Origin of the sequence: Peribacillus sp. YIM B13482 (assembly GCF_042787975.1) — a bacterium.
Taxonomy (GTDB): domain Bacteria; phylum Bacillota; class Bacilli; order Bacillales; family DSM-1321; genus Peribacillus; species Peribacillus simplex_A.
This window is the reverse complement of the sequence record NZ_JBHZPF010000001.1, coordinates 31,479-53,817: the sequence shown is the minus strand read 5'-3', so window position 1 is coordinate 53,817 and position 22,339 is coordinate 31,479. Positions and strand designations below refer to the sequence as shown.

The 22,339-nt window shown below is 42.4% G+C and carries 27 protein-coding genes and 1 pseudogene; 15 read left to right on the top strand and 13 right to left on the bottom strand.

From position 1 onward, the window contains the following. Nucleotides 1-217: 217 nt before the first annotated feature. Nucleotides 218-1,723, top strand: a complete 1,506-nt coding sequence (locus tag ACFX4L_RS00290) for a leucyl aminopeptidase (RefSeq protein WP_377403496.1) — start codon at nucleotides 218-220, stop codon at nucleotides 1,721-1,723. 61 nt (nucleotides 1,724-1,784) lie between these two features. On the opposite strand, the gene ACFX4L_RS00285 is transcribed toward ACFX4L_RS00290, so the two are convergent. After that, a complete protein-coding gene (locus tag ACFX4L_RS00285) occupies nucleotides 1,785-2,114 on the bottom strand; it encodes a YuzC family spore coat inner layer protein (RefSeq protein WP_141133612.1) in 330 nt (109 codons plus the stop codon). Nucleotides 2,115-2,435: 321 nt separating this feature from the next. On the opposite strand from ACFX4L_RS00285, the gene ACFX4L_RS00280 reads away from it, so the two are divergent. The 6 genes from ACFX4L_RS00280 to ACFX4L_RS00255 all read left to right on the top strand — a co-directional run bounded on the left by ACFX4L_RS00280 (nucleotide 2,436) and on the right by ACFX4L_RS00255 (nucleotide 7,342). Then, a complete protein-coding gene (locus ACFX4L_RS00280) occupies nucleotides 2,436-3,185 on the top strand; it encodes a GTP cyclohydrolase II (protein WP_284469339.1) in 750 nt (249 codons plus the stop codon). A gap of 14 nt (nucleotides 3,186-3,199) precedes the next feature. Further along, nucleotides 3,200-4,300, top strand: coding sequence for a bifunctional diaminohydroxyphosphoribosylaminopyrimidine deaminase/5-amino-6-(5-phosphoribosylamino)uracil reductase RibD (gene ribD / locus ACFX4L_RS00275; RefSeq protein WP_318682483.1), 1,101 nt, complete (start codon nucleotides 3,200-3,202; stop codon nucleotides 4,298-4,300). A 16-nt stretch (nucleotides 4,301-4,316) separates the two neighbouring features. Continuing rightward, entirely contained in the window at nucleotides 4,317-5,411 is a 1,095-nt protein-coding gene (locus tag ACFX4L_RS00270; protein ID WP_284469341.1) for an FAD-dependent monooxygenase, read from the top strand. 15 nt (nucleotides 5,412-5,426) lie between these two features. After that, nucleotides 5,427-5,990: a 5' nucleotidase, NT5C type gene (locus ACFX4L_RS00265; protein ID WP_089361868.1), complete on the top strand. Its 564-nt coding sequence runs from the start codon at nucleotides 5,427-5,429 to the stop codon at nucleotides 5,988-5,990. A 141-nt stretch (nucleotides 5,991-6,131) separates the two neighbouring features. Next, on the top strand, nucleotides 6,132-6,524 hold the full coding sequence (locus ACFX4L_RS00260) for a hotdog fold thioesterase (protein ID WP_284469342.1): 393 nt from the start codon (nucleotides 6,132-6,134) through the stop codon (nucleotides 6,522-6,524). 98 nt (nucleotides 6,525-6,622) lie between these two features. Beyond that, nucleotides 6,623-7,342 (top strand): MOSC domain-containing protein, encoded by a 720-nt coding sequence (locus ACFX4L_RS00255; protein WP_377380662.1) that lies wholly within the window; start codon nucleotides 6,623-6,625, stop codon nucleotides 7,340-7,342. A 54-nt stretch (nucleotides 7,343-7,396) separates the two neighbouring features. Here ACFX4L_RS00255 and mnhG read toward each other — a convergent pair whose 3' ends face one another. The 7 genes from mnhG to ACFX4L_RS00220 are packed head-to-tail and all read right to left on the bottom strand — an operon-like array spanning nucleotide 7,397 to nucleotide 13,125. Next, the gene (gene mnhG, locus ACFX4L_RS00250; RefSeq protein ID WP_284469344.1) at nucleotides 7,397-7,735 is read right to left on the bottom strand and encodes a monovalent cation/H(+) antiporter subunit G; all 339 of its coding nucleotides are present in this window, start codon (nucleotides 7,733-7,735) and stop codon (nucleotides 7,397-7,399) included. Next, nucleotides 7,719-8,003 (bottom strand): Na(+)/H(+) antiporter subunit F1, encoded by a 285-nt coding sequence (locus tag ACFX4L_RS00245; protein ID WP_061465443.1) that lies wholly within the window; start codon nucleotides 8,001-8,003, stop codon nucleotides 7,719-7,721. Before ACFX4L_RS00245 ends, mnhG begins: the two co-directional genes overlap by 17 nt. After that, nucleotides 8,003-8,479: a Na+/H+ antiporter subunit E gene (locus ACFX4L_RS00240; protein WP_284469345.1), complete on the bottom strand. Its 477-nt coding sequence runs from the start codon at nucleotides 8,477-8,479 to the stop codon at nucleotides 8,003-8,005. Before ACFX4L_RS00240 ends, ACFX4L_RS00245 begins: the two co-directional genes overlap by 1 nt. Nucleotides 8,480-8,485: 6 nt before the next feature. Next, a complete protein-coding gene (locus tag ACFX4L_RS00235) occupies nucleotides 8,486-9,967 on the bottom strand; it encodes a Na+/H+ antiporter subunit D (RefSeq protein ID WP_377403493.1) in 1,482 nt (493 codons plus the stop codon). Continuing rightward, nucleotides 9,960-10,301 (bottom strand): Na(+)/H(+) antiporter subunit C, encoded by a 342-nt coding sequence (locus tag ACFX4L_RS00230; protein WP_061465440.1) that lies wholly within the window; start codon nucleotides 10,299-10,301, stop codon nucleotides 9,960-9,962. Before ACFX4L_RS00230 ends, ACFX4L_RS00235 begins: the two co-directional genes overlap by 8 nt. After that, nucleotides 10,301-10,723, bottom strand: a complete 423-nt coding sequence (locus tag ACFX4L_RS00225) for a Na(+)/H(+) antiporter subunit B (protein WP_377403485.1) — start codon at nucleotides 10,721-10,723, stop codon at nucleotides 10,301-10,303. Before ACFX4L_RS00225 ends, ACFX4L_RS00230 begins: the two co-directional genes overlap by 1 nt. Then, complete coding sequence (locus ACFX4L_RS00220) at nucleotides 10,720-13,125, bottom strand: Na+/H+ antiporter subunit A (protein ID WP_377380651.1); 2,406 nt, start codon at nucleotides 13,123-13,125, stop codon at nucleotides 10,720-10,722. The genes ACFX4L_RS00225 and ACFX4L_RS00220 overlap by 4 nt, the downstream gene beginning before the upstream one ends. 509 nt (nucleotides 13,126-13,634) lie before the next feature. Between ACFX4L_RS00220 and ACFX4L_RS00215 the strand changes: the two genes are divergently transcribed. Then, the gene (locus tag ACFX4L_RS00215; RefSeq protein ID WP_377380649.1) at nucleotides 13,635-13,766 is read left to right on the top strand and encodes a DUF5366 family protein; all 132 of its coding nucleotides are present in this window, start codon (nucleotides 13,635-13,637) and stop codon (nucleotides 13,764-13,766) included. Nucleotides 13,767-14,317: 551 nt separating this feature from the next. Here ACFX4L_RS00215 and ACFX4L_RS00210 read toward each other — a convergent pair. Both ACFX4L_RS00210 and ACFX4L_RS00205 read right to left on the bottom strand, forming a co-directional pair. Continuing rightward, on the bottom strand, nucleotides 14,318-14,485 hold the full coding sequence (locus ACFX4L_RS00210) for a transglycosylase domain-containing protein (RefSeq protein ID WP_377403679.1): 168 nt from the start codon (nucleotides 14,483-14,485) through the stop codon (nucleotides 14,318-14,320). Beyond that, the gene (locus tag ACFX4L_RS00205) at nucleotides 14,475-14,714 is read right to left on the bottom strand and encodes a transglycosylase domain-containing protein (RefSeq protein ID WP_377403482.1); all 240 of its coding nucleotides are present in this window, start codon (nucleotides 14,712-14,714) and stop codon (nucleotides 14,475-14,477) included. The genes ACFX4L_RS00210 and ACFX4L_RS00205 overlap by 11 nt, the downstream gene beginning before the upstream one ends. A 570-nt stretch (nucleotides 14,715-15,284) precedes the next feature. On the opposite strand from ACFX4L_RS00205, the gene kapD reads away from it, so the two are divergent. Next, nucleotides 15,285-15,908 carry a 3'-5' exonuclease KapD gene (gene kapD, locus ACFX4L_RS00200; RefSeq protein WP_061465435.1) on the top strand — a complete coding sequence of 208 codons (624 nt, stop codon included), beginning with the start codon at nucleotides 15,285-15,287 and terminating at the stop codon, nucleotides 15,906-15,908. Nucleotides 15,909-15,945: 37 nt separating this feature from the next. Here kapD and kapB read toward each other — a convergent pair whose 3' ends face one another. Next, nucleotides 15,946-16,332 carry a kinase-associated lipoprotein KapB gene (gene kapB / locus ACFX4L_RS00195; RefSeq protein WP_089361859.1) on the bottom strand — a complete coding sequence of 129 codons (387 nt, stop codon included), beginning with the start codon at nucleotides 16,330-16,332 and terminating at the stop codon, nucleotides 15,946-15,948. A 178-nt stretch (nucleotides 16,333-16,510) separates the two neighbouring features. On the opposite strand from kapB, the gene ACFX4L_RS00190 reads away from it, so the two are divergent. From ACFX4L_RS00190 to ACFX4L_RS00175, 4 genes are all read left to right on the top strand, one after another. Further along, nucleotides 16,511-17,101 carry a peptidylprolyl isomerase gene (locus ACFX4L_RS00190; protein WP_284469350.1) on the top strand — a complete coding sequence of 197 codons (591 nt, stop codon included), beginning with the start codon at nucleotides 16,511-16,513 and terminating at the stop codon, nucleotides 17,099-17,101. A gap of 133 nt (nucleotides 17,102-17,234) precedes the next feature. After that, on the top strand, nucleotides 17,235-17,459 hold the full coding sequence (locus ACFX4L_RS00185) for a hypothetical protein (protein WP_089361857.1): 225 nt from the start codon (nucleotides 17,235-17,237) through the stop codon (nucleotides 17,457-17,459). 185 nt (nucleotides 17,460-17,644) lie between these two features. Continuing rightward, nucleotides 17,645-18,121: a GNAT family N-acetyltransferase gene (locus ACFX4L_RS00180; RefSeq protein ID WP_089361856.1), complete on the top strand. Its 477-nt coding sequence runs from the start codon at nucleotides 17,645-17,647 to the stop codon at nucleotides 18,119-18,121. 28 nt (nucleotides 18,122-18,149) lie between these two features. After that, a complete protein-coding gene (locus ACFX4L_RS00175) occupies nucleotides 18,150-18,764 on the top strand; it encodes a PH domain-containing protein (RefSeq protein WP_061465430.1) in 615 nt (204 codons plus the stop codon). A 41-nt stretch (nucleotides 18,765-18,805) separates the two neighbouring features. On the opposite strand, the pseudogene ACFX4L_RS00170 reads toward ACFX4L_RS00175, so the two are convergent. Then, nucleotides 18,806-19,661, bottom strand: a pseudogene (locus tag ACFX4L_RS00170) (manganese catalase family protein). Between the two features lie 141 nt (nucleotides 19,662-19,802). On the opposite strand from ACFX4L_RS00170, the gene ACFX4L_RS00165 reads away from it, so the two are divergent. After that, nucleotides 19,803-20,558 (top strand): TraR/DksA C4-type zinc finger protein, encoded by a 756-nt coding sequence (locus ACFX4L_RS00165; RefSeq protein WP_284469351.1) that lies wholly within the window; start codon nucleotides 19,803-19,805, stop codon nucleotides 20,556-20,558. Nucleotides 20,559-20,596: 38 nt separating this feature from the next. Here the strand turns inward: ACFX4L_RS00165 and ACFX4L_RS00160 are convergent, their stop codons facing one another. Beyond that, a complete protein-coding gene (locus ACFX4L_RS00160; protein WP_377403479.1) occupies nucleotides 20,597-21,781 on the bottom strand; it encodes a MalY/PatB family protein in 1,185 nt (394 codons plus the stop codon). A 94-nt stretch (nucleotides 21,782-21,875) separates the two neighbouring features. Between ACFX4L_RS00160 and ACFX4L_RS00155 the strand changes: the two genes are divergently transcribed. Further along, a complete protein-coding gene (locus ACFX4L_RS00155; RefSeq protein ID WP_089361851.1) occupies nucleotides 21,876-22,136 on the top strand; it encodes a DUF1871 family protein in 261 nt (86 codons plus the stop codon). Nucleotides 22,137-22,339 lie beyond the last annotated feature (203 nt).

Genomic DNA, 22,339 nt, shown 5'->3' with positions numbered 1-22,339 from the left:
GAAATCCTGCTCGGTACAAGGCCCTTATTATTAGTTCCATTCAGTCCTGTCGATTCCCTGCTGGTTATTAGTATTAAATATGATCTTCCTTATACTATTACTCTAAAGTGGCACATTCTAAACAATATCCCTTGTTAATATTATTTTCATGGGCCTTATTCGAAAATTTCGAAAGATTTCGTTATAATGAAGGTAATCGAATGGAGGAGGTAGCAGAATGTTCACAGTAAAAGATTCCTTGAATATAGATTTGATTGACGAATGCCTGATTCTAGGCGTATTTGACAGACCTGTAAAATTCACAGGCATAGGGAAAGAGGCAGATGAACGATTAGATGGTCACCTAACCGAGTTAGTGAAAGCGGGAGAAATCCCTTCCAAGAAAAAATCAGTAGTTAAAATACATACATTAGGTAAATTAGGCATAAAGAGATTGATTTTTGTAGGATTGGGCAAGGAAAAGGAGCTATCCTTTGAAACGCTGCGCGAAGCGTTTGGAAAAGCGCGTAAAACGATTAAAGAATCCAGGCTTGCGACGCTATCGATTGCTTTGGATACATTCACGACCGAAAACCTGGATGCATTGGACGCAGCGCATGCTTGTTCCGAGGCTTTTGAACTTGCTTCCTATAAGTTTGACGGATACAAGCAAAAATCGAACCAGGTCGAAAAAAGCATTGAATCGATTACGGTTTACAGTGAATCGGATAAAGAAGAGGTCGGGGCCGCACTTCATGTAGGGAAAGTCTTCGGAAGGGCGACGAACTCTGCAAGAACATTGGTTAACACACCAGGCAATTTGTTGACTTCCACGGATATGGCGGATTATTCATCTGCTTTGGGTGAACGTTATGGCTTTGAAGTGGAAATCCTGGAGAAGGAGGATATGCTCAAATTGGGAATGGGAGCCCTTCTTGCTGTCAATCAAGGGTCCGTTGAACCTCCGAAAATGATCGTCCTGAAGTACCAAGGTAAAGATGAATGGAAAGATGTTATCGGGTTGGTTGGTAAAGGCATCACATTCGATACCGGTGGATACTCATTGAAAACGAAGGCCGGAATCGTTGGAATGAAGACGGATATGGGCGGTGCCGCAGCTGTTTTAGGTGCAATGGAAATTATCGGCGAATTAGGGCCGGATCAAAATGTCGTGGCTGTCATTCCATCCACTGATAACATGATCAGCGGTGAAGCACTCAAGCCGGATGATGTGATCACTGCCATGAGCGGCAAGACGATAGAGATATTGAATACGGATGCGGAAGGCCGGCTCGTTTTGGCGGATGCCATAACTTACGCTAAACATCATGGTGCCGACTACCTTATTGACGTTGCTACTTTAACGGGGGGTGTTATAACGGCCTTGGGCATGGATATGACGGGTTCAATGACCAATGACGCAGAATTCTATGAACAAGTGGTTAAAGCCTCAGAGGAGGCCGGGGAGCCTATGTGGAGATTGCCTATTACAGAAAAGGACAAAGAGCGGGTACGCAATAGTAAAATAGCGGATTTAAATAATTCACCTGGCGGGGCAGGACATGCCATCATGGGTGGAGCCTTCATAGGCGAATTTGCCGAAGACACTCCGTGGGTCCATCTGGATATTGCCGGAACATCCACAACCTCGAGCAGTTCCGAATTGTGCACGGCGGGGGCGACAGGTGTGATGGTACGAACGCTTGCACTATTTGTTGAAACCTTTGAATCGAAAACAAAATGAACCAAAAAGGATCCGAAGCCGAAAATAGGCTTCGTTTTTTTTACAAAAAAGGTGTTGGACGTTATATATCCCTCCATTTCAAGCTGATGATGATATGACAATTTTCATCCCCTGTTTTGGGATAGAAATCAAAACGGATCCCATCAGGGTTATACTTGATATCAGGTTCGTTTTTAATCCCTATCTTTCGGATCATATCAACCACTAAACTCTTATTCGATGCTTGGGCGGCAGTCATCAACCTGTTTGAGAAAGGCTTGGATGTGGCTAATGTATCCATGACTTTTTTTACATCAAGCAATAAAGCTTGCGATGACTTTGCCGATTTAACTAACAGATCTGGATTGGTTGCCAAGTATGGACGCAATGTTCCTTCCAGTTCCCGATTCATGTTCACTGACCCTACGGGAAGCGGAAATAGGCCAGGGTCATATAAAAAATAAGGGAAATCCTCCAAAAGGTTTCCTTCCTTTCCTAAAGTCTGTCTATAGACACGTTTTCTTTATACGTTAAAATATGTATAAAGGCCAGCCGTTATGATTACGGATTATGGATAACCCTTTTCCGAAAAAAAATCTTCTTGAATTTATGAAGAAAGACACACTATTATTTGTAAACTGCTTCATTGACAGGTATAGTGTATAGTAATATACTTACTTACCTAAAGTAAGCAGAAGACACACTATAAAATTATAAAATAGGTGATGTTAACATGAAAATAACCCAGCAAACAAAAGACCTTTTAATAGATAAAATGAATATTCTTAAAACCCCGGGAAAGGCTGATATATGCCTAGTGGGGCCTGTGAACCTACCTATTGAACAAGGAGAATTCTCAACGGTTTTTCAATGGTATACATGGCTCCAGCTCGATGGCGAGGATAATGACAAGGAAGCGGTGCTTGATTCGCTTTCGGAAGCCAACCTTGCTTTTGGCCAGCAATCGTCCGTGTTGGTGTATGGGGATTTTAAAAAGTCGGATGATGCACTGGTCCGGATGCATAGCATCTGTCATACAGGTGATATCTTTGGCAGTAAACGCTGTGATTGCGGCTACCAGCTCCATCAATCGATGAAGATGATAGTCGAGCATGGGTGCGGGGCCATTTTTTACCTTGCGGACCATGAAGGAAGAGGGATCGGCCTTTTTTCCAAATCTCTTGCATATTTACTTCAGCAGGAAGGTTATGACACGGTCGAGGCGAATCAGGCTTTAGGATTCGAAGACGATACGCGGTCTTACGAGGGAGCCATTCGAGTGCTGAAGGAACTGCGTGAGGATCCGGTCACTTTAATTACGAATAACCCTAAAAAGTTGGACGCACTTATGAAGCATGGACTAGCGGCAAAGGACCATATCCCGCTTTGGGGCGGTTTGACGGAAGATAATAGTTTCTATCTGGATACAAAGGTTAAGAAGTCTGGACACATACCACACAAGAAGCCAACTTTGATTGTATAAGGAGAGCTAAACGCATGAATGATGATCAATATTACATGAAGCTGGCACTGGATTTGGCGGCAAGTGCTAAAGGAAAGACGAATCCAAATCCAGTTGTCGGTGCAGTCATAGTTAAAGACGGTGTGATAGCCGGGACAGGAATCCACCGTAAAGCGGGTGAACCGCATGCAGAGGTACATGCTTTCAAAATGGCGGGTGAGTATGCAGAAGGGGCAACGCTATACGTGACTCTTGAGCCGTGTTCCCATTATGGAAAAACCCCTCCTTGTGCAAATTTAGTGAAAGAATCAGGTGTACGGCGGGTTGTAGTGGCTACGCAAGATCCGAATCCGGAAGTTGCGGGCAGAGGTATATCGATCATAAAGGATGCAGGCATTGAAGTGGAAGTTGGCGTCCTGGAGAAGGAAGCTCAAAGACTGAATGAGCGTTTTATTCACAATATGCTGACGAGCCGTCCATTTGTCATTTCAAAGTATGCGATGACACTCGATGGAAAACTTGCAACACACACAGGCCATTCAAAATGGATAACAGGAGAAGAATCCCGTCATTCCGTTCATTTGCTCCGGGATGAGGTCGATGCCATTCTCGTTGGAATCGGGACTGTATTGGCCGATGATCCATCACTTACGACCAGACTTCCGGAGGGCGGAGGGAAAAATCCGATCCGAATCATTTTAGACAGTGAATTACGTGTTCCAATGGAAGCCAATGTTGTCCAGGTATCAGATGCGAGGACCATGATCGTAACGCAGGATCATGCACCTGCCGATAAAATGGCAGCTCTACGTGAAAAAGGGATCGAATTCATTTTCGTCCCCAAAAACGATTCGGGCCTGAATTTAAGGACCTTGATGGAAGAGCTGTATAAAAAGGGGATTACGGATGTCTTGCTGGAAGGTGGAAGCGAAGTGAATGCCTCTTTCCTAAGGGCAGGGCTCATCGATAAATACTTGATTTATATAGCTCCTAAACTATTGGGCGGACGAAACTCACTAACACCGTATAGTGGAATGAATGTAGATACGATGGATGAAGCGATGGATGTTTCCTTCTCTGGCGTGGACACGTTTGGAGAGGACATACGCATCACGGCTTATCCTAAATTAAAATAGACAACAGGTGATAGGCATGATGGTTAAGTCAGATGTATGCATAGTCGGATCGGGACCTGGAGGAGCGCTGCTAGCCTATCTATTGGCCAAACAGGACATTTCAGTCGTCCTGCTCGAGAGGCATTCTGAAGTTGCACGGGAGTTCAGGGGCGAATTCCTGAACGAAGAAGGAGAAGGCATTCTGAAAAAGCACGGTTTATTCGAGAGTGTGGAAAGGCTTGGCTTGCTTAGGATGGAACAAATTGAATATTGGCATGACGGCCAAATATTTAAAAGGATTTTCCCAAAATTGCCGGTAGATCATGTTGGGATACATGTCCCTCAGAATCATCTGCTTACTGCTATATTGAATGAAGCTGAAAAGCTGGACTCTTTTCAATTGATGATGAATACGAGGGTTACGGACTTGATTCAGAATGAAATGGGCCGGTTTTCGGGTGTTAAGGCCCGAAAGGATGGAAATGACCTGGAAGTGCATAGTTCATTGATAATCGGAGCGGACGGCAGATTTTCCATGGTTCGAAAAAAAGCGGGGATACCAGTAGTTATTAAAAATCATGGCTATGATTTACTGTGGGCAAAAATTCCCGCTCCAGAGGGGTGGAAGCCCTCGATCAAGATGGCATTGGTCAATGACTCCCAGGTTGCCCTCTTCACCCAGGCTGGAGGTTTCATCCAAATTGGATGGAATATAGAACATGGTTCATTTCTCCATTTGCGAAAACAGCCCTTTGAGCCATTCATTGAAGATTTGCTTATCGCCTTTCCTGAACTAAAAAAGGTTGTGTGTGAAAATATCCGCTCTTGGAATGACTTCATTTTATTGGATGTTTACAGCAGCTATTGTGAAACGTGGACAAAGGATGGCGTTGCTTTATTGGGTGATGCAGCCCATACGATGACGCCTACAGGTGCGTTTGGACTCAATTGTGCCATGAAAGATGCCGATATATTAGCGGATCTTATTAAAGGATGCATCATGTGGGAGGATACTGGCTTCCTTGGACTTAAAATCGCTGAACCGGAAAGAAAAGCCGAAATTGAAAGATTACAGGCCATGCAGGTGAACAAGGAAATTTCCTTCGCAGCACAGTTTGCCGCTAATGTTTGAATAGGAGTGAAGGATATGAAATTCGGTTTTGATATTGACGATACCCTTATTAATTTGAGGGAGTTCGCTTTCCATCTTTATAATAAAAAGCTTAATAAGAACATAGAGTTAACGAAATTCAGAGCTTTAAAGACGTTAGAGATCCATGAAGCTTTCGGGCTTGATAAAGAGGCTGGGGGCAAGATGTGGAACAGCCTTGCCGAGGAAGTGTATTATTCATCCTGTCCAGCCTTCGAGGGAGCAGTGGAAACGCTGCAGGAGCTTGAACGCGATGGCCATGAAGTCTATTACATCACAGCCAGAAAAGCGGAGCATGGTGAACGGACGAAAAAATGGTTGATTGAAAACGGCTTTCCCGTTAAGGATGACCAATTTTACTGCGGCATGAAGGATCATGAAAAAATTGATACGATTCGCAGATTGGAATTGGATTATTATTTTGATGATAAACCGGCAGTACTTGAAACTTTATTGGATATCCCAACGAAAGTGTATGCAATGGATAACTCCTATAACAGGGATTTGGATATTCCAAGATTGACAAGCTGGTTTGAATTAAAAGAAATACTCTCCAAATAATCGAATTCTCATAATGAGGGATGACTTGAATAGACTTGAGTCATCCTTTTTATGTATACTATAATGAATGGTTATTCATTTTTTCGGAATTTAATGAATCATTTCGTTGTAGAAAAAAACATAAGAGTTGGGGGTATTGGAATGGAGAGAAATATTGAAAGTTCTTTGATAGGCACGCTTGGGATAGAAATGAAGGAAATCGGTGATGGGAAAGTCATTGCGACGATGCCGGTGGATGAACGAACTAGGCAGCCGTTTGGATTATTGCATGGGGGGGCGTCCGTTGCCCTTGCGGAATCCGTTGCGAGTTTTGGCGGAATCCAGCTTGTAGATAGGACAAAACAAGCTGTCGTCGGTCTTGAAATCAATGCCAACCATGTAAGGAGCGTCCGTTCTGGTTTGGTTACAGCAGAAGGGAACATAATCCATCGCGGGAAGACGACGATGGTATGGGACGTGAAAATCCGTGATGAAGAGGATCGTCTTATCTGCATTTCACGCTGTACATTGGCCGTTATCGACTTACCAAAGTGAATCAGGGAACTATCGCTTTGAAATGTAACGTAATGATTTTACAGTGTCCGGTTTAAGTATAATATGGCAGTAGACTATTGTTTGAAAGGAGTTTTTTTATGCTGGTTGGTCATATACAAGAAATCACCCGCCATCCTGTAAAATCATTCACTGGTGAGCATGTACAGAAAACGAAGGTGATGGACTATGGGCTATATGGAGATCGCAGTCATGCCTTTAAAGACAAGCACGGGAAGTTCCTAACGATAACCCAAGTTCCTGAAATGGTCCGTTATCAAGCTGTTTTTTCTGGTGAGGAAACCCTAGAACAATATCCGGAAATAAAAGTGAAGACCCCTTCAGGAAACGTGCTGGCTTGGGGAGAAGAGGCCTTTAAGGAGGAAATGGAACGGTTGTTGAAACAGGAGGCAACATCCGTTGTTTATCCGCCTGCACATATCCCGTTCGGTGCGATTGAGGGAGAAAACATCCTGCTTGTCAGTGATGCCTCGATTGGCGAATTGAAAAAGCTTTGGGGAAAAGAAGTGGATGGCAGGAGATTCAGGCAAAATTTGGTGCTATCTTTAGTGGACAAAACACCCTTTTTAGAAGAGCAATGGTTCGGAAAAAGGATTCTGATTGGAAATGATGTAGAATTGGAGATAAAAAGGCATTGTGAGCGTTGTATGATCATAACAGTCAATCCAAGCGATTCCCAAAGAGATTCATCACTCTTGAAAACTGTCGTCAAGGAAAGGAACAATCATTTTGGCGTATATGCCTCGGTCATTCGTACGGGCGAAATCAGTTTAGGGGACCAAGTATTTTTAAAGGATTGATACATGAAAAGAGCTGCTCCTATAATCGGAGCAGCTCTTTTGCAATGGCAGGAATCACCGGGTTTTCTTTAAATCATCCTGGACACTTCGATCCCACATTTTAACGTCTGAATGGTAAGCAGAGCGATTGATTAAATGCCCGGCAACAGGGCTGGTCATGAAGATAAAGATGATCGCGAGCACGACCCGGAAATCGAAAAGGCTATGTTTATAATAAAAATATAACAAGGTGCCAATCAGGATGAACATGATTCCAAGTGTCGAGCTTTTTGAGGCAGCGTGATTTCTTGTATAGACGTCGGGCAGACGGATGACTCCGAAAGCCGAGACTAAAAAGAGAAAGACCCCCATTAAAAGGAATAAGGCTGATAGTATTTCAACGATTGCGGTCATTTTCGATAATCTCCCCTTTCTCAAGGAATTTGGCGAAAGCGACCGTTCCGATGAAAGATAGGATTCCGAGCAGAAGAATGGCTTCCAGATAAGCGCTTGTATCCATGACAATGGATACAAGTGCAACGATTGCGATAAGATTTATTCCCATCGCATCGAGCGCGACGACCCGATCCGGTACAGAAGGCCCTTTGATTAAACGGTATAAGAATCCTATCATGGAAAGCGAAACACCGAGCAACGCGATTTTAAGTATAAGATCGAACATTATTTGCTCACCTCCATGATCGCCTTTTCAAATGTATTTTTAATGCTGTCCACGGCTTCTTCTTTGTCGGCAATATCCATCGCATGGATATAAAGAATCCGATTATCCTCCGATACTTCAACGACAAGTGTTCCTGGTGTCAGTGTAATTAAATTCGATAGTATCGTAATTTCCCAATCCTTAGTTAGCGCGGTTTCGAATGCGAATATGCCAGGTCTCATATCAAGGCTCGGTTTAAGCACGACCTTAAGGACGCTAACGTTGGAAAGTAAGAGTTCCCTTGCGAATATAAGCAGCAATTGAACGACGGCATTCACCCTGTTCAGGTAAAAACGGTCATTGAAAAAATGACGGAAGACGAACATGATGCCGAGCCCCAATACATATCCGATGATAAAAGTGCTCCCGTTAAACTCATTTTTCAAAAACATCCAGATAAACGCAAGGAACACATTCAGTAAAATTTGGAATGACATCAGGCACTACTCCTTTAAAACCGCTTTAATATAAATATCGGGATTGATTAATGTTTCTGCAGCTTGTGTAATGAATGGGTAAATCGATTCTGTTCCTACTCCGAATAAAACGGAAGTGATAACAAGGAGGACGGCAGGAACCAGCATTTTATTCACCGTATTATTAGTTAAGGCATAATCAGCTTTTGGGGTTCCCCAGAAGCCATTCATGAATATTTTCATAACGGAATATAGAACCATCAAGCTAGAAAGTAAGACAACGGCCATTCCAAAGTAGGCCCCTTTTTCTGCAGCCCCCTGAAGAATCAAAAGCTTACCGGCAAAACCGCTGAACGGCGGGATTCCCGCCAATGATATGGCAGCTATGAAGAAAGTCCATGCAAGGGCCGGGTATCGCTTGATCAGGCCGCCCATATCCCGTAAATCATCCGATCCGCTGATTTTGATCATGATGCCAACCAGCAGGAAGAGCGCAGCCTTGATTAGCATGTCATGAATGATATATAGGATGGAGCCCGATAAGGCCTGTTCATTCATGACGGAGATGCCGAAAATGATAACCCCGACGGCGATGATGATATTGTAAATGATGATTTTTTTAACATCCCAATAGGCTATCGCACCAATGACACCGATGATGATGGTCAAGATCGCAAGTATCGCAAGGAAAGTATGGGTGAAATCCTGGTCATGGTAAAACATGAGTGTATAGGTCCTGAAAATGGAATATATCCCGACCTTTGTCAGCAATGCCCCGAATAGTGCCATCACCGGGATTGGTGGAGCATAATAGGACCCAGGGAGCCATTGGAATAGCGGGAAAATGGCTCCCTTCAAACCGAATACGATCAAGAAGCCAATTGCTATCACCGAGATGATTCCAGGTTGGTTTACTCCCGCTATCCTTTGGCTGATGTCCGCCATGTTCAATGTACCTAGAACTGAATAAAGGTACGCCACCATGATGACGAAAAAGGAAGAGGAAAGCACATTGACGATGATATACTTCAATGATTCCCTCAGTTGGATTTTCGTCCCCCCCAGTACAAGCAGCACGTAAGAAGCCATCAGCATGACTTCGAAGAAGACGAATAGATTGAAAAGATCCCCCGTAAGGAAAGCACCGTTAACACCAATCAGCAAGAATTGAAATACAGGATAATAATAGTGTCTTTCACGTTCTTCACCTATGGAGTAAAACGAGTAAAGCAGTATGGCAAATCCAATGATATTCGTGGTCAGGACCAGCAGCGAAGAAAGCATGTCTGCGACGATCACGATCCCGAATGGCGCATCCCAGCTGCCGACACCGAGAGTCAAGATCCCATGAGTATGAACCGAGAACACTAGATAAAGGGAAATCGCAATTCCTATAAGAGAGGAAAAAAGGGATATCCCTCTTTGCAGCTTGATTTTTTTTGAAAAGAAAATAAGAAAGATGGCTGTGAAAAGCGGCCATAAAACAGGCATGAAAGTAAGATTACTCATTTGTTTCCGTACCTCTCATTTCTTCCATGTCATCCGTACCGAGTTCCTGGTAGGTCCGGTAAGCTAGAACCAGCAGAAATGATGTGACTCCGAAACTAATGACGATCGCAGTCAAGATAAGCGCTTGCGGAAGCGGATCGACATAGGATGCAACTTTATCACTTAGCAATGGAACGGAATCGCCTTTCAGACCACCCATCGTCAAAATCAAAAGGTGGGCGCCGTGACTGAGCAGCCCAGTACCGATTATGATTCTTAAAATGCTTTTTGAAAGCATTAAATAGGTCGCACACATAAATAGTATTCCAATGACAATGGCCATTAAAAGTTCCATTATTCACTCTCCCCTATCGTTTGAATAATGGTCATCGTTACACCAACAACCACAAGATAAACACCCAGATCAAACAGTACCGCGGTATGAAGCGAGATGTGCCCAAGAAGAGGCAAATCGATATAATGATATACATGTGTCATGAGCGGCACCCCGAAAAGTAACCCGCCGGCAACAGTCAGGCTTGATATGAGCAAGCCTGAACTAATCATTAGCTTATAGTCAATCGGCAAGATGCCTGCGACGGTTTTAATGTCGAAAGCGAGCAACAGCAAGACTATGGCAGCTGAAGTCATTAAACCGCCGACAAACCCGCCTCCTGGCGAATAATGCCCTCCTAAAAAGATGGCTACCGCAAAAAGCAAGATAACAAAGGCGGCTACCTTCGTAACCGTTTGGAGAATCAGGTCATTTTGCTTCATGATTTATCTTTCCCCCCTGTCAAACGCAATTTGATCATCGCGAATATTCCGAGAGCAGCGATGGAAAGGACACTGATTTCAAACATCGTATCAAGTCCGCGGAAGTCAACGAGAATGACATTTACGACGTTTTTCCCGCCTGCTTCCTTATAAGCATTTTCAAGATAGTAACTTGATATGGAATCAAATAGTTTATTGCTATGTGCCGATAAGGCAATCAGTGTCACGATGACTCCTACACCAATGGATATCAGGGCGTTATTCAACCTGAATGTCATCCGTTCTTCCTTTCTGCTTGCCATTAACGGAAGGTGGAAGAAACAGAGCAAAAACAGGGATACCGAAATCGTTTCGATGACCAGTTGAGTCAAGGCTAAATCCGGTGCCCGCAGCAAAACGAAAAATAGGGAAATTGTATAACCGACCGCTCCTAGAATGATAATGGAAGTTAAACGGGATCTTGCAAACAAGATGGCGATCGAGCTAATCACGATGATTGCCGCTAATACCAATTCATATAAGCCGATCGGGGCAAAATTTCCTGTATCCAATTTAAAGGCATCCTTCCAATAGAGTGTAAAGCCCAATGAAAGAATGAAGAAAAGGAATATGGAAAGCAAATACGTCCGAATCGAACCTGTCATTAAAAATTTCATGACGGAGGATGCTGATCGTTCCAGCCCCCTTATCCCGTTATCATAAAGAGCATTCAGGGATAAACGTTCAGGCATCCACTGGTGGATCTTTTGCCACCTCGGAAACGTTTTGTATAAAATGATTCCAAATGCAATGATGCCGACAGTCATCCAAAATTCAGGTTGGAATCCATGCCAGAAGGCGATATGGACTTGGAAATCCGGACCCGCCAAGCTTGGCTGTATGCTAGCTACCGCAGGTTCAATGATCGATGAAGATAGCAAGTTTGGAAAGATACCGAAAATGATGACCAACGAAGCAAGGATGACCGGGGAAATCAACATCCCGATCGGTGCCTCGTGGGGCTTCTTGTCCAATAGTTGTAACTGAAGTTTGCCTGTAAAGGGCTTGAGCACGACGATCATGCTGTAAATAAAAGTGAATACGCTGGCAACCCATGCTATCACAGGGAACAGTATGCCCCATGTCTCCATATTGAAGATATTCAATTCCAATACATTCACCATGCTGGCCAGGAACATTTCCTTACTTAAAAAACCATTGAAGGGCGGAAGGCCAGCCATTGAAAAAGCACCTATGACGGCGACGGTGAAAGTAATCGGCATCAACTGCATCAATCCGCCAAGCTTCCTGATATCACGCGTACCGGTTTCATGATCAATGATGCCTGCAACCATGAAAAGGCTGCCTTTAAAGGTCGCATGATTAATTAGGTGGAATACTGCTGCAACCGTGGCCGCCAAGTATATATTTTCCCCTAACGAATCAAAGTGGAGAGCCGCCGCACCAAGTCCCAAAAGCGACATGATCAATCCGAGCTGACTGATGGTGGAAAAAGCGAGAATCCCCTTTAAATCAGTCTGCTTGATTGCAGAGAATGAGCCCCAGAACAAGGTAATCAATCCGGCAATCGAAACGAGCCAGAACCATAATCCGGATTCTGCAAAAACAGGACTTAAGCGAGCAACCAGATAAATTCCGGCCTTGACCATTGTCGCGGAATGAAGGTAAGCGCTGACAGGTGTCGGAGCTTCCATCGCGTCAGGAAGCCAGATATGGAACGGGAACTGTGCTGATTTGGTGAATGCGCCAAGCAGCACAAGCAAAAGTGCAGGAATGAAGAGCGAGTGGTCCATAAGTTCCCCGGTTTGTGCTATCAATTCACGTATACTGAATGTGTTTCCCATAATGGAAAGGAGAATGATTCCTCCAAGCAGGCTTAAGCCTCCAAGCACGGTGATCAGCAGGGATTTCTGCGCTCCATAACGTGAACGCTCCCTTTCGTTCCAATATCCTATTAATAGAAAAGATGATAAACTCGTGAATTCCCAAAATGAATAAAGGACAATTAGATTATCGGAAAGGACGACGCCCAGCATCGCTCCCATGAAAAGCAAAAGGAAGACGTAAAATTGGTTCAGCTTTTCTTTCTCTTTCGATAAATAGAAAACCGAATACAGAACGACAAGTGAACCTATCCCTGTAATGAGCAAGGCGAACAAAAGTCCTAGTCCATCTACATAGAAATCAATATGAATTCCGAGTGAAGGAATCCATGCAGCCCTTTCCGTAATGATATCCCCTTGTTTGGTCAAGGAAATGAACCTTGAAAAATAGGTGAAAAGGAGAATCGGTAAAATCAATACAAACCATCCTGTATGTATTTGTCGGAATAGTTTGTATAATATTGGTACAATAAGTGCAAATAGAAACGGTGATAATACCGCCCAATGCAGTAAAGACATAAACTCCCCCCCCCTTTTTAAAACGAAGTCATTCGTCTTATTATGCTTTTTTTACGCAATCTTAGACGTTAGAGAACCTTCGTTGAATATGTATTTTTGATTCGAATACTTGCCTCGCTTAAAAGTATAACGCAATTTATGTGGGTTTGCATGGCTTTAAGAACAGTGAAGGCCGACTAAAAATGGAGTTTTATATATAGGTAGAAAAGGAGGGGAAATCGTCCCGAAAAATTTTAATTTAAAAGTTTTAAAGGGTGAATTAGTAGAGAATTCTTTGTTAAAAAGTGGAATAGTTTGCATAATGTAGGGAAAAGGATGCATGGATGGAGAATTCATGAAAAACGCTTATTTACTTAGCTACTTTCCAATCATTTCAATCCTACTATTCAGCCTCTCCTTTGCCATTTATGGGAAAATGCAAATGCTCATGTTATTTAGAAATCTGCTGATCGTATTGCTCCTAAATTTTTTATGGTTTTTGCCGGATTGAAGTTGATCTCCGATACTATATGGAGCAGTCTTTATTATTCCTTTCCAAGGCTTCGGAAGGTAAAACACTGAACAGTGTAAGAAGGGAATCTGTCATATATGTAATTGGCGGTGCTTATTCATTGTTCAATACATCCTTATGGCGGGTGTGATATAGGACTGAGCAAAGGCAGTACTTAGTGTGTCCAACGCATAGCTGTCACCGCTATAATTCTTTGGACAATAGTTTTTGCTCAATAGCTTGCTCCGCTAACTGGGTGATTGATGTCAGCATCCGTTTCTTCTATATAGTGGGCAGAATCAAGGAGTGGGGTTAATGGCTGACCCTGGCTGCCGATAGTTTTGGTATGCCCGATTGAAAGAATTTTTTTTATAATCCTTTTCCCCAATCAAAGAGACAAGCTCGTGCGTATGATGCTGTATAACCACTAAAGCTTCCTCGATATCATTGCACCGATTTTTGATTGTACAGCAGTCTTGGGCTTTAGTTTACAGCTTGGTATCGAGTGCGGTATGGATGGTTACACCGGAATCAAAAGCTTTTCAATCCTTTTATCCAGCTCTGCCTCACCTGATGGCGTATAGCCACATCAGAACCTTGCAGGGATGTTATGAGACCTTCAGAGGATGTCACTAGGTTTTTCAATTCCTGATGAGCATATGTCACGTAATCGGGATAATAAGTCGACCGAGGTGGACAAGTCTAATTTAATCGTACTTCCGATCTTCGGCACATTAAGAGTTTATAGTTTTTCGGATTATTAAGGATTACTGCCAGTAAGGTGAGTTCTGCCTTTGATAACTTCCCAGTCGGTTTACTGAAATAATACTGGGAGGCAGCTTCGGTTCCATATGATCCATTACTGGAAATATATCGTATTCAAATATAGCTCCATGATTTCCGGTTTTGAATTTTTTCGCTCTAATTGATAGGCGTAAAAGAGTTCATTAAGTTTTCGGTTATACGTCCTTTCATGGGAATGGCAAACACTCCTGGTGAATTGCTGGGTAATGGTACTGCCGCCTTGTTCGATTGTTTTATTTTGTGAATTGATAAGATGCGCCTTCCATGCCGGACAGGCCAACACCTGCATGATCATAAAAATTTGTGATCCTCTGTTATGCTGAAAGGGAAATGGTTTTCCAGAAAAAGGGGATGCCATCAAGTTTAAGATAAGTCCGTTTTTCACCATTGGAAATTTCACTGATCACTTTCCATTTGCAGCCGTCATGTAATTAGTCCTGAGCCAGCTCTATCGAATCAATGGGATTCCTAAGTGAAGTACATGATAGGGAGTTTGGGCTAAGGATCACTTGTGATAGGAAAGGAAAATGAAAAGGACAATACAGGAACTGTGAAGAAAATCGTGATATAACCAAGATACGTGCGCATAGTTCAACTTCCTAACTAATATATTTTTAGTATATTCTTGGCGATAATGCAGGGATTAAAGAATGGTACTTTCGGTTCGTCCAAACACTAAAACCAATTAAGGAAAATAATATATAGTTTTGAGTAAATCAAGAATGATGGCAGAAGTCGTATCTAAATGGTGTAATATGATCCAATGAAAAACTTTCTAAATCTTCTGTTATAATATTCTCATGAGAAAATAAAAACCAATTTTTGTTTGTATGTTGACGTCAAGAATAAGAAGGGGGTCATTAAAATGGAGGAACAACAGCAATATGTATTCATTGATTTTGAATTTACGATGCCGGAAGGAAAAGCGAATCCAGTAGGTTTTTATCCAGAAATCATTGAGGTCGGTTTAGTCAGCGTCATTAATGAGACAATTCAGGAACAATTCTCTTCTTTTGTTAACCCATTGAAATTTCCAGTCCTAACGGGGAGATGCAAGAAGTTCTTGAATATTACCCAAGATCAGGTGGACCGGGGGATTTCATTTGAAGAGTTGATTTCTTTATTGAAGAAAATAGATGAGCAGCACCCGACGACGATTGTGACTTGGGGAAATATGGACATGAAGGTACTTCGCCAGAACTGTCAGAAATCAGGATTGGATTTCCCTTTTTCAGGAAAACAAATAGATCTTTGCCTGGAGTATAAACGCTTTTTCGGAGATCAAAATCAAACCGGACTTTGGAAGGCTGTACAGGCCTATGGCAAAGAAGGGACAGGCAAGCATCACAGGGCGTTGGATGATGCAATTACGACATATAATATATTTAAGTTAGTAGAGAAAGATAAAAGTTATATGCAAAATCATGAACCGACGACAATTGGCGATCGCATTGATTTATCAAAGGTATTGAATCATTTAGCGTTATAAAAGCCAAATCATATACTACTGATTTGGCTTTTATGCTTTATTTGAAATAATCCGCCGCCAGATCTTCAAGCAGCTGTAAGCTTTTATCATTCCACTCTGTGTTTGCTTCGCTTAAGGTGTGTTTCATTTTCTCAACAGCTTCTCTTAAGGACTCCTTATACTCAGGAATTTCCTCTTCAAAGCCCCTTACCATATTCTTAGGTACATTGGTTTGCTCCCGGAATGCAAGAGCACGCCGCTGATGGAACATGGACACTTCTGTTTGCTTCGGGTTATGAAGATCCCCCTGCATGGGATGCTTCATGACAGCCAACACTTTAACAAGATATGCAGCAGGTCTGATATCGGTGATTTCCCCGATGTATTTTCCGGTTTTATATATGGCGGTAACCTTATCGCCGATTTTAAAATCCTGTTCTGACATTTCCCTACCACCTTTCTTTTAACTTCCTTCATGATACATAAGAACAACGATTTTTCACAGCGAATTCGTTCAATTTCGCAAAGATGCTTTTTTTATGAAAATCGTGTAAAGTGTACAAATGAAGATGGAAAATGGCGTTACAGGCCATTTATTTAAAAAAAGAAAGAGGGTATATACAATGACAAATTTTCCACAATTAACAAGTGAAGTTTTGGAAAATGAAAAAGCGGTCATCATGCAAACGACGATGGGCGATATTAAAATTAAATTATTCCCTGAGCTGGCTCCAAAGACAGTGGAAAATTTCATGACTCATGCTGAAAACGGTTACTACGAAGGAATCATTTTCCACCGTGTCATCAAGGATTTCATGCTTCAAGGCGGAGATCCGACAGGTACTGGAATGGGGGGAGAAAGTATTTGGGGAGCTCCATTTGAGGACGAGTTCTCCATGCAATTATTCAATTTGCGTGGAGCTCTTTCCATGGCAAATGCAGGCCCGGGAACAAATGGCAGCCAATTCTTCGTCGTACAGGCCCAGCATGTAGACAGCAGGATGGGTGAGCAGATGAAGCAAGCCGGTTATCCGGAAGAAATCATCAACGCTTATATGGAACAAGGCGGCACACCATGGCTGGACCATAAACACTCTGTTTTTGGACAGGTGGTCGAAGGCCTGGACGTTGTTGATACGATTGCTAATGTAGAGACAGTTGCGGGAGACAAGCCAGCAGTGGATGTAGTCATTAAAGGAATCACCATTTTATAAATAAAAGAGAAGCGGGGGGCTTAGTGCCTCTCGTTTTTTTAGGTTTTAGCGGGTTTGCTCCACTAGTGGATTGTTCTGGCAATTGATATAATGGGCTAAAGCATTTTAATTCCTATCAGGAAGGATGTATCGAATGGACTTTCTCAATCATACTTTACTAGGTTTGTTTCTTTACTTTCCAGAAGACAAGACTGAATATATCTCTGCGGGTATAACATGCTTCATCTTTTTAGTAGCAGCCGTTTTAACGATGAGGGCAATTATAAGATATTCAAAAAAAGAAGAACTGAAAACTAAGCAATTCGAAGATGAAGTCACTAAAAGGAACCAGCGTATAAAGGATGATACTATTTCTTGATTCCGGAAGATGCGAGTGGATTCACTAGAGTTCCAGCCTTTTTTTTTGCTAATTAGAATATGAATGGTATTATGTTTTGTTAGAAGGCCGTAAAGGACCTGAATGAAGAATAAACTGTTCCCTTATCAGCATAAGCAATTTATACTATAAGCATAGAGATAGAAACTTTGGGGGCGTAAATAGTTATGCAAATCGTAGCTAAAAGAATGATTGCGACGGATACAGTTAAGAGTTTTTTCATTCAGCACTGGGAGACGACTCAAGTCGTTTTTTCAAGAGGTTTGTTTCATTATGCGGAACTTGAGGGTTTTGGAGTGATGGACGAGAATGAAAAAATCATGGGGTTGGGAACATATAAGTTGTCCGACCATGTATGCCAAATCATTTCTTTGAATAGTGAGCATGAGAATCAAGGAGTGGGCTCATCGTTGCTTTATGTAATGGAAAATACCGCCAAGGAGAAAAATTGCCATACTATTAAAGCGATTACAACGAACGATAATTTACAGGCATTGAAGTTTTTTCAAAAGCGTGGTTATGTCATTGCGGAAATCGTTAAAAATGCGGTTGAAGAATCACGGAAAATCAAACCTGAAATACCATTTTACAGTTTTGAGGGAATTCCTATCCGAGATGAGATAATACTGGAGAAATACTTATAATGCCTGAATTTTGATAGGGGGAATAGGGATGTTTAAGAAAATTGCGGCTGATGCCCTTGGACTTAGTGATATTGGAAGTGTGATTAGCCCTGCCAATTATGACAAGGTGGATGCAGATGACTATATCATGCATGAAGACGAGGAAAAAATTTATTTCCTGATAAAATCGAAAACCGATGAGTACTGTTTCACGAATCAAGCGTTCATACATTTGGACGGGACAAGTGCCATAAGCAAAAAACGTACACTTACAAGATATAGCTACAGCCAGTACAATATTTCCAGCGTAACACTTGAAACGGCAGGGACCGTGGATTTGGATGCGGAAATTAAATTTACGATCGGTGCAAAGACGTTCTCCATTGATGTCCATAAGAAGTTCATTGAAGAATTAAAGGATTTGTTCAAATCATTAGTTAAAATATCGGAAATTTGCCATGAGAATGAATATGCCCTTCAATTTGCACAGCAAAGCGTAAACCTTGCTTCTTCCACTTTGAACCAGGTTCGGACAGAGGGAAGCCAAATGGCTGCAAGTTTCAAGGAAATTAATTCCGCAGCTTTCGAATGGTTGATGGACAGTCGGAAAAAGTACCATGTGAAAGATTTTGGCTATGTTTTTGAGAAATATATAAATAATTAAAACAAGGAGGCGAACACGGAATGATGTGTCCGCCTTCTTTTTTAATTGTTCAAATCACTCAAACCAGGGCTGTGTTCATTTGGCATATCTGGCATTTCCGGGACCGGGAATCCTTTTGGCGGCTCGGTAACGGCAAGGTTTCCGCCATTTCGGCTCGGTGTCTCCCCTTGGAAAATTTAGCCGATTTGAGTTTGATCCAGCCTGAAATTGAATTGAGCATTATGATAGCCCAAATCCACATATTTTCGGCATTCAGGATATTTGTTCAAATCATAATTAGGTATAGGGAAGATCTTCCCCCAGCTGACCCCAAGAGTTTCCAATGCCTTGGCAAATGCATTTTGATGGGCATTGTCGCGGACCATTAAAAATGCCAGTGTTTCACGCATTGCTTTATTGGAGCTCATTTCATATATCCTCGACTTTTGCAAAACCCCCGTAGATTCAAGGATGACATTATTCAAAAGGTTCGCCACAAGATTGCCGTGATCATAAACCCAAGATCCATTCCATGGATTGCCGCCAGCGTCGACGCAGGGACGCTTTCGCACCGATTATGAAATGATGTGGATTTGCACCACTCTGGATGGCATCATCCAATGGGGCACCATCGATCCCGGAATCTCCGGGCATATCCCCACCAACCTCATTCAGCAACTGGTTGATGGTTGATTGGACAAGTTCTACGTGGCTTAGTTCCTCTAGGAAAACCCCGCGGATTAAATCACGATATTGTTTAGCGTTGCCGCGGAAGTTGGCACTTTGGAAAGAATACTGCATCATCGTCCGCATTTCACCGAATTGCCCTCCAAGCGTTTCCTGAAGAACCTTTGCTGCATTGGGATCAGGCTTATCTGGAACGATCATATTGATTAAATCTTCTTTATAGAAATACAATGAAAGCCCTCCTAGAATCAATATTTCTAATTTAGCTTCTGTTGCCTCAATTAAATTATTCCTAAGGTAAAAAGTACCTTTATGGAATGAAGGGAAGAGAGAAATACTAGAGGGAAGAACGATTTTGAAAGGATGTTGCACATGCTATCCAATCAGCAGCTAAAAGAATTTCAACAGCAATTGCAGCAAACGAAGCAAGAGTTGAAAGAGCGATTAAATGATTCAGGCAACTACGATTTAAGAAGAAGCTTGGAGGATTCGACAGGTGAGCTATCGAGTTACGATAATCATCCCGGCGATGAAGGAACCGAGTTATATGAACGGGAAAAGGATTTGGCCCTTTCCGAGCATGATCGGGATGAAATAAGGGATATTGATCGAGCGCTTTCTGCCATCGAGGCAGGTGAGTATGGAAAGTGCGAGGTTTGTTCAAAGGAAATACCTATTGAACGTTTGAAAGCCATGCCTACAACGACTTATTGTGTCGAGCATACCCCATCACAGGAAACTTCGCACAATCGGCCGATCGAAGAGGAAGTGCTGGGACCACCGTTTGGAAAGTTTGATTATGATGACCGGCACGAATCGGTTGCTTACGATGCGGAAGATTCGTGGCAGGATGTTGCCAGTTATGGAACATCTGAATCGCCTTCCGATTTTGTAAATCCGCCAAGCGATTACGAAGATATGTATGTTGAGTCCGAAGAAAATATCGGATATGTCGAAGATTATGAAAATTTTGTTGGTGTGGATATATACGGTAAAGAGGTAACGGTTTACCCGAACTCCCAATATCAAGAATTGAAGGAAGAACTTTTTGAAGAAAATATTCAAACTCCGTTTGGTGATTTGCCGCGATATGAGCATGATCCTTATGTTGATGAAGAGAAAGATTGAAAAAAAGAACCAGGATTTTTTAAACCTGGTTCTTTTTTTTATGAAAAAGCCAATTTTAAACGGTTTAGACCTTCCATCATCATGCTGCGTGAACAACCTAGATTCATTCGGACGAAACCTTCTCCGCCAGGTCCATATTTTGAACCAGGCTCCAATGCGAGCTTCCCTTGATGGATCAGCCGTTCCTTAATTTCCTTGTCATTCAATCCAAGATTACGGCAGTCAATCCATAAAAGGTAAGAAGCATCCGGATGCATGACATGCAAAGAAGGGATTTCAGCAGCGATGAATTCCTCAGCCACTTTTATATTCTCCTCAATGTAGCCAATCATGTCTTCCAGCCAGTTTAAGCCCTCTCGATACGCGGCTTCCATCGCTGTTAAAGCGAGGATGTTAAGGCCATGGAATGCCAATTTCGTTTGTGCCTTTTGCAATTTCTTCTGCAATTTTTCATTACCGGTGATCAGGAATGAAGCCTGAAGGCCGGCAATATTGAATGTTTTACTTGGCGCCATTAACGTGACGGTTATGTCGGCTAACTTCTCTGAAAGCGAGCCTATCGGATAATGTCTGGATGTTGTATGGAATAAATCAGCATGAATCTCATCACTGACGATGACTACATCATATTTTTCACAGAGCTCCCCGATTCGGAGGAGTTCTTCTTTTGTCCAAACGCGCCCGCCAGGGTTATGTGGACTGCAAAAAAGGAAAAGCTTCACTCCGCTTTTCAGCTTGTCCTCAAAATCAGCGAAATCAATCTGAAAGCGATCTTCTTCTATGATAAGGGGACTATTGACCACTTCCCGGTCATTATTTTTGATCATATCAAAAAATGGTGTGTAGACGGGTGATTGTAATAATATTTTATCGCCCGGGTCCGTGAAAGCTTGGATTGTTGTACCAATTGCAGAAACGACGCCAGAGCTAAATGAAATCCACTCTTTATCGATTTGCCAGGAGTGCCGGTCTCTAAGCCAGCGTTGAATTTCGGTGAAAACCGCTTCGGAAGGGACGGTATAACCGAAAATTGGATGATTCAAGCGTTCTATTAACGCTTTTTGAATGCCCTCAGGAGATGGGAAGTCCATATCGGCAACCCACATTGGCAGAACATCTTCGCGCCCATACAATGATTTGAGCGAGTTTTTATCCCATTTTACGGATCCTGAATTTTCTCTGTTAATGTGTTCTTCAAAAATTGACTTGTTCAAAATGTCCACCGCCGAATAAAAATTTGTCGTCTTCGTGAAAAGCCTGTTGTTATGATACTATGATAACATGTTCTTTGAAAACCTATTGAGCAGGTGATGAATTATGGATACACAGCAAATGAATTTAGCGTTGGTTGCCGTTTTGCAAGAATGGGACCCTTTCCAGATAGGATGGGATCTATATGAACCGGAAATTGCGGATACGGTCGTAGCAATCCGGGATATAGATAGCCCGCAGGAACTGGCGGAAAAAATAAAGTCCATTTACGAGTTCGCTTTCGATGAAACCGTTAAGATGGAAAAATGCCTGGAAGTTGCACAGAAACTGCTCATCATAAAAAATGATGCCAGCTGTTCGATCTAAAGGTGAAAAAGGGTGTACCCAAAAATAAGGGTCACCTTTTTTACGTTGTTTTTTTGCTCTTTACTCATAGTTTGCGCTGTTTACTCGCGAGTTTACGCTGTTTACACGTGAGTTTGCGCTGTTTATTCCTGAGTTTGAGCTGTTTACTCATGAATTTGCGCTGTTTACTCGCGAGTTTGCGCTGTTTACTCGTGAGTTTGAGC

Bases quoted from the DNA above. Each gene is read 5' to 3' on its own strand.
- ACFX4L_RS00290 (WP_377403496.1), top strand. From the start codon at position 218: ATGTTCACAGTAAAAGATTCCTTGAATATAGATTTGATTGACGAATGC.
- ACFX4L_RS00285 (WP_141133612.1), bottom strand. From the start codon at position 2,114: ATGAATCGGGAACTGGAAGGAACATTGCGTCCATACTTGGCAACCAAT.
- ACFX4L_RS00280 (WP_284469339.1), top strand. From the start codon at position 2,436: ATGAAAATAACCCAGCAAACAAAAGACCTTTTAATAGATAAAATGAAT.
- ribD (WP_318682483.1), top strand. From the start codon at position 3,200: ATGAATGATGATCAATATTACATGAAGCTGGCACTGGATTTGGCGGCA.
- ACFX4L_RS00270 (WP_284469341.1), top strand. From the start codon at position 4,317: ATGATGGTTAAGTCAGATGTATGCATAGTCGGATCGGGACCTGGAGGA.
- ACFX4L_RS00265 (WP_089361868.1), top strand. From the start codon at position 5,427: ATGAAATTCGGTTTTGATATTGACGATACCCTTATTAATTTGAGGGAG.
- ACFX4L_RS00260 (WP_284469342.1), top strand. From the start codon at position 6,132: ATGGAGAGAAATATTGAAAGTTCTTTGATAGGCACGCTTGGGATAGAA.
- ACFX4L_RS00255 (WP_377380662.1), top strand. From the start codon at position 6,623: ATGCTGGTTGGTCATATACAAGAAATCACCCGCCATCCTGTAAAATCA.
- mnhG (WP_284469344.1), bottom strand. From the start codon at position 7,735: ATGACCGCAATCGTTGAAATACTATCAGCCTTATTCCTTTTAATGGGG.
- ACFX4L_RS00245 (WP_061465443.1), bottom strand. From the start codon at position 8,003: ATGTTCGATCTTATACTTAAAATCGCGTTGCTCGGTGTTTCGCTTTCC.
- ACFX4L_RS00240 (WP_284469345.1), bottom strand. From the start codon at position 8,479: ATGTCATTCCAAATTTTACTGAATGTGTTCCTTGCGTTTATCTGGATG.
- ACFX4L_RS00235 (WP_377403493.1), bottom strand. From the start codon at position 9,967: ATGAGTAATCTTACTTTCATGCCTGTTTTATGGCCGCTTTTCACAGCC.
- ACFX4L_RS00230 (WP_061465440.1), bottom strand. From the start codon at position 10,301: ATGGAACTTTTAATGGCCATTGTCATTGGAATACTATTTATGTGTGCG.
- ACFX4L_RS00225 (WP_377403485.1), bottom strand. From the start codon at position 10,723: ATGAAGCAAAATGACCTGATTCTCCAAACGGTTACGAAGGTAGCCGCC.
- ACFX4L_RS00220 (WP_377380651.1), bottom strand. From the start codon at position 13,125: ATGTCTTTACTGCATTGGGCGGTATTATCACCGTTTCTATTTGCACTT.
- ACFX4L_RS00215 (WP_377380649.1), top strand. From the start codon at position 13,635: ATGGAGCAGTCTTTATTATTCCTTTCCAAGGCTTCGGAAGGTAAAACA.
- ACFX4L_RS00205 (WP_377403482.1), bottom strand. From the start codon at position 14,714: ATGATCATGCAGGTGTTGGCCTGTCCGGCATGGAAGGCGCATCTTATC.
- kapD (WP_061465435.1), top strand. From the start codon at position 15,285: ATGGAGGAACAACAGCAATATGTATTCATTGATTTTGAATTTACGATG.
- kapB (WP_089361859.1), bottom strand. From the start codon at position 16,332: ATGTCAGAACAGGATTTTAAAATCGGCGATAAGGTTACCGCCATATAT.
- ACFX4L_RS00190 (WP_284469350.1), top strand. From the start codon at position 16,511: ATGACAAATTTTCCACAATTAACAAGTGAAGTTTTGGAAAATGAAAAA.
- ACFX4L_RS00185 (WP_089361857.1), top strand. From the start codon at position 17,235: ATGGACTTTCTCAATCATACTTTACTAGGTTTGTTTCTTTACTTTCCA.
- ACFX4L_RS00180 (WP_089361856.1), top strand. From the start codon at position 17,645: ATGCAAATCGTAGCTAAAAGAATGATTGCGACGGATACAGTTAAGAGT.
- ACFX4L_RS00175 (WP_061465430.1), top strand. From the start codon at position 18,150: ATGTTTAAGAAAATTGCGGCTGATGCCCTTGGACTTAGTGATATTGGA.
- ACFX4L_RS00165 (WP_284469351.1), top strand. From the start codon at position 19,803: ATGCTATCCAATCAGCAGCTAAAAGAATTTCAACAGCAATTGCAGCAA.
- ACFX4L_RS00155 (WP_089361851.1), top strand. From the start codon at position 21,876: ATGGATACACAGCAAATGAATTTAGCGTTGGTTGCCGTTTTGCAAGAA.